This window comes from Mesorhizobium sp. M7A.F.Ca.ET.027.03.2.1, from assembly GCF_003999175.1.
GTDB lineage: Bacteria > Pseudomonadota > Alphaproteobacteria > Rhizobiales > Rhizobiaceae > Mesorhizobium.
This window is the reverse complement of the sequence record NZ_RZOM01000549.1, coordinates 1-4063: the sequence shown is the minus strand read 5'-3', so window position 1 is coordinate 4063 and position 4063 is coordinate 1. Positions and strand designations below refer to the sequence as shown.

Below are 4063 nucleotides of genomic sequence, written 5' to 3'. Positions count from 1 at the left end.
CCACGGTGGCATAGAGCTTCGTTCCGTCCGGACTGGCAATGACGTCCTTGGTCCAATGGTGATTGCGGCCGGCCGGAAGGTCGACGATCTTCTCGGACGGAGCAGTGATCTCGGCGTCGCCATCGCGATAGGGGAAAGCGACGACCGCGTCGGCATTGGCGACATAGAGCTTGCCGTCGAGCAGCGTCATGCCGAAGGGCGAGAAGAGGCTGCTGAGGAGGACTGTCCTGGTCTCAGCCACGCCATCGCCGTTCTCGTCGCGTAACAACGAGATACGGTTGGCGCTCCGCACCTCGGCGCCAGCCCGGCTCTGGAACAGTTTCATGAACCAGCCACGTATGGAAAAACCTTCGTCAGGTTTTGGTGGCGCATTGCTTTCGGCGACCAGCACGTCGCCATTGGGCAGCACGTGCAGCCAGCGCGGATGGTCGAGGCCGCCAGCGAATTCGTTGACGGCGAAGCCTTTGGCGGCGACCGGCATCTTGCCTTGGGGCCAAGGGGTCGCCTCGGCAACGTGGACCGTGGGTATCCAGGTCGGATTGGGTTCGGCAAGCGTCGGGTTTGGACCGTAGGTCTGCTCGATCGGAACGGTGGCCTGTTCGCGCGAGAAGAAGAACAAGCCCGCCCCCGCGATTATGACGAAGGCGACAATGACGAGTAAGACGCCCAGAATTTTTCGCATTGGATATTCCCGAAGATTGGGACAGTGACGTAACGCCATCAGGGCGTTCCGGTTGCGGCGGCACGCAACATTTGCGCGAAATAGGCGGCCAATGCGGCAATATCTTCGTCCGAGAGGTTTTTAGCAGCGTTGCGCATCAGATGGGCGAAGCGCGTGCCGCCGCGCTTTTCCTCGCGGAAAAGCTCGAGCTGGGTCGCAATGTATTTGGCGGGCTGTCCGGACAGTTCCGGATAGATGGGGTTGCGGTCCGGACGACCGTGGCAACCCAGGCATGCCGGAACGTCGCGCTCCGGGATGCCGCGTCGCGCGATCTCATCGGCACGCGCGATCCGGGCACGGTCCGGTTGCGTCGACGTTGCAGGCGCAGGCAGCGCGGAAAAATGCCGCGCGAGATCGGCGAGGAGTGCAGGGTCGACAGCGGTGACAGAAATTCCCATGACACCGCTCTGGCGGTGGCCGGTAGCGTAGGCTCTCAAACTCTCAAGAAGATAGGTTTCGCGCTGAGAGGCCAAGACGGGCGTTGCGGGGCTCCGGCCGAGCCCGTCCGTGCCGTGGCAGCGGGTACAGTCGGCGAGTGCGCGTTCGAGGCCTTGTGTTTGGCCAGTCGACGGTTCGCTACTGCCATAAGCAAGGTCGCGCCACCGCGCCTCGTCCATCATCGGCAGTTCGCGCAGGAAGGCGACCATCGCCCAGACTTCATCGTCGCGCTGCTGCGTCGGCCAGGCCGGCATGCCGGTGAAGCGCACGCCGTGCTGGACGATGCGGAAGAGTTCGGCGTCCGTCCATTCGCCGACCTTGCCGGCAAGGTCCGGCGGCTGCGGCAGCATCGCAAGGACGGCGGGCGACCGCGGTTCGCCGGGCGCACCGTGGCAGATGGCGCAGCCGCGCGCGAAATGGCCGGCAGCCGGCTGAATAGCGTAGCGCGGCAGCTCGTCCGGCACCTTGACCGTGAGTGCGTATGTCCGCACGGCCGAGCGCATCGCGAAGTGCAGGAACCATTCGGTCACCTTCCAGTGGCCGGTCGAGGCACCAACGTTGAAGAAGCCGATCCAGGTCGCGAAAAGCACCGCGGCCGGCAAGATCGCCAAGCCTATCGCCAAGTGTTTCCAGTTGACGTGCATCAGCCGGCCAGCCTCTCGGTTTTGCCGCTCAGGAGCCTGGCAAGCAGGAAGACGCCTCCGGCGAGGTAAACGGCAGCGCCGATCATCAACATGATGATGCCGCCGAGCGCCTGGTCCTGCCCCGCCCCGAGCACGAGGCCGAAGCACGTCACTTCGCCGAGGCCATAGAGCGGTCGCGAGGCGAGCGAGAGCAGCGCGCCAAGCAACGTCATGTGGATGGAGGTCAGGAGCAACGCGAAGGCGCCGGCAGCGTCCCTAGCCGGCGCATCGGCATTGCGCGGCGCCATGCACGTCAGCCACAGGAACAGCCCGGCGCCAAGGAAGGACACCTGCTCGATCATGGTGGCGATGGTCGATGTCTCGGCCCACTGGCGCGCAGCCGGCGCATGCCAGCCCCAGACGACAATCAGTTCGACGAGAGAGGCGATAAGGGGAGCGGCGGTGGCCACGGAGCGTATCGTTCTGGCAATACCGATTGCTATCAGCGGCGCCGCAATCGCGACGACGCCCATGTGGGCAAGCATGTGAGCCGCGAACGAGCCACGCCACGCATCGAGCAGCGGTCCCGCCCAGACCAGCGCGAGGGTGACGAAGCCCAGCAACAGGCTTGCCGTCCTCATGAGGAGCATCCGTCGATGAAGAGCAGCGGCAGCCCCACGTAGAGCACGGCGACGAAGCTCAGGCCGCAAAGCAGTAGCGTGGCAAACCCCTGGAAGAGGTTGCGGTCCGTCGCTGTGGGATCGTCGTGCGGCGGGTCGTTCGTGCCGAAGCCCCACTGCCTCCAGGCGAGCCAGCCGGACAAGACGATCATCGCGAGTGCCGCCAGCGTCATAGCCACTATGCCAGCCTGGACGACAGCGAAACCGAGGTCACCGCGCTTGGCACACCAGATTGCGGCCAGTGCGTAACAGGCGAGGAAATGTCCGGCCCAGATCACGGGCGCGGTGAAGAGCGTCCAGAGCGTTTCGACCTCTTTGGGAATGATGCGCATCACCGTCTCACATCGCTTCCGGGAAAAGACCGATGACGGCGAAGGTGATGACAGCGGTGATCGCCATAAAATGCCAGTAGAGCGCGACGTTGTGCAGTTCCATGTCGTGCTCCCGCGTCAGGCGACCGGCGAGGCTGCGCGCAAGGCAATAGAGCTGCATGACGGATCCGACCGCGGCATGAGCAAGCGCCCAGATGACGAGAATCCAGACGATCGCCGGATAGACATGCGCGGTCGGCTGCATGTCATGCTGCCAGGGTCCGGCAAAACCGGCTGCAGAGGCAGCAAGCGTCAGCAGAAACGCAGCAACAAGCGCAACGCGTGCGCCGTCGATCCACCCGCTTGCGTTCAGTCGGCGCGCACCAAGCATCGCGACCCATGCGGCGACGAAGAGAGACAGCGCGATCATCGGCCACCGCATACCGGGACCCGGCTGCCCCAGAGTGAAGTCGGGATGGATGGTCCAGTAGAAAAAATAGCCGAAGATGAGGCTGGCGAAGGCAGTTCCGTCGCCAACCATTGTAATGAACATCGCCCACCAGCCAACAGAATCCGGACCGGAGGCATAGAGCGGCAAGCGCAATCCAAGGCCGACATCCTTGGTCTTCTTTTCCGGGGTTTCGCCGGTGCCGGTCCAGAGCCACCACAGAACGGCAGAGAGCGTGCCGATGCCCGACAATAGGGCGAGGATCCAGAGTTCGAAGGTGAGCGCGACGAAGACCCCGCCGAGCAATGCGGCCGAGATTATTGTGATCGTGGTTGATGTCGCCACGCGCTGGCACTGTAGCGGATGGGCGTCGAGCACCGAGGTGATGAGCGTCTCGCGGCGATTCTCCTTGGCACTGCGAAGATAATAGGCGCCCTCATTGACCTTTTGCATCAGATCCGCCTGGTCCCAAAGCGGATACCGGCTCTCGATGATCGGAATGGATCGAACGCCCCAGTTCTCCTCGGGCTCGTTCAGCCATTCGAGCGTGCCCGCCTTCCACGGATTCTGCTCGCTGCGGGGTTCGCGATGCTTCGGCCGTACAACATCGAAGACAACCACCAGCACCCCTGCCGCGAAAACATAGGCGCCGATCGTGGAGATGAGATTCAGCCAGTCCCAACCGATCCCCTCGGGGTAGGTGAAGACGCGGCGCGGCATCCCGCGCAGGCCGCTGAGATGCATCGGAAAGAACGCGACGTTGAAGCCGGCAAACATCAGCCAGAAGGCGGTGCGCCCGAGACGGGGCGAGAGCATCCGCGCATTGATCAGCGGGTAATAAT

The 4063-nt window shown here is 63.6% G+C and carries 4 protein-coding genes and 1 pseudogene; all 5 read right to left on the bottom strand.

The features are described 5' to 3' along the window. A pseudogene (locus tag EN750_RS21925) lies at positions 1 to 682 on the bottom strand (sorbosone dehydrogenase family protein); the annotation flags it as partial. 38 nt (positions 683 to 720) lie between these two features. After that, positions 721 to 1761 (bottom strand): c-type cytochrome, encoded by a 1041-nt coding sequence (locus tag EN750_RS21920; RefSeq protein WP_245482767.1) that lies wholly within the window; start codon positions 1759 to 1761, stop codon positions 721 to 723. Between the two features lie 41 nt (positions 1762 to 1802). Beyond that, positions 1803 to 2423 (bottom strand): cytochrome c oxidase assembly protein, encoded by a 621-nt coding sequence (locus EN750_RS21915; RefSeq protein WP_236383168.1) that lies wholly within the window; start codon positions 2421 to 2423, stop codon positions 1803 to 1805. After that, positions 2420 to 2794 (bottom strand): hypothetical protein, encoded by a 375-nt coding sequence (locus tag EN750_RS21910; RefSeq protein WP_127397622.1) that lies wholly within the window; start codon positions 2792 to 2794, stop codon positions 2420 to 2422. Before EN750_RS21910 ends, EN750_RS21915 begins: the two co-directional genes overlap by 4 nt. A gap of 7 nt (positions 2795 to 2801) precedes the next feature. Continuing rightward, positions 2802 to 4063 (bottom strand): cbb3-type cytochrome c oxidase subunit I (locus EN750_RS21905; protein ID WP_189526374.1); only part of this gene is annotated, 1262 nt, incomplete at its 5' end.

Coding starts and splice junctions, on each gene's coding strand:
- EN750_RS21915 (WP_236383168.1), bottom strand. CDS start 2,423: ATGAGGACGGCAAGCCTGTTGCTGGGCTTCGTCACCCTCGCGCTGGTC.
- EN750_RS21910 (WP_127397622.1), bottom strand. CDS start 2,794: ATGCGCATCATTCCCAAAGAGGTCGAAACGCTCTGGACGCTCTTCACC.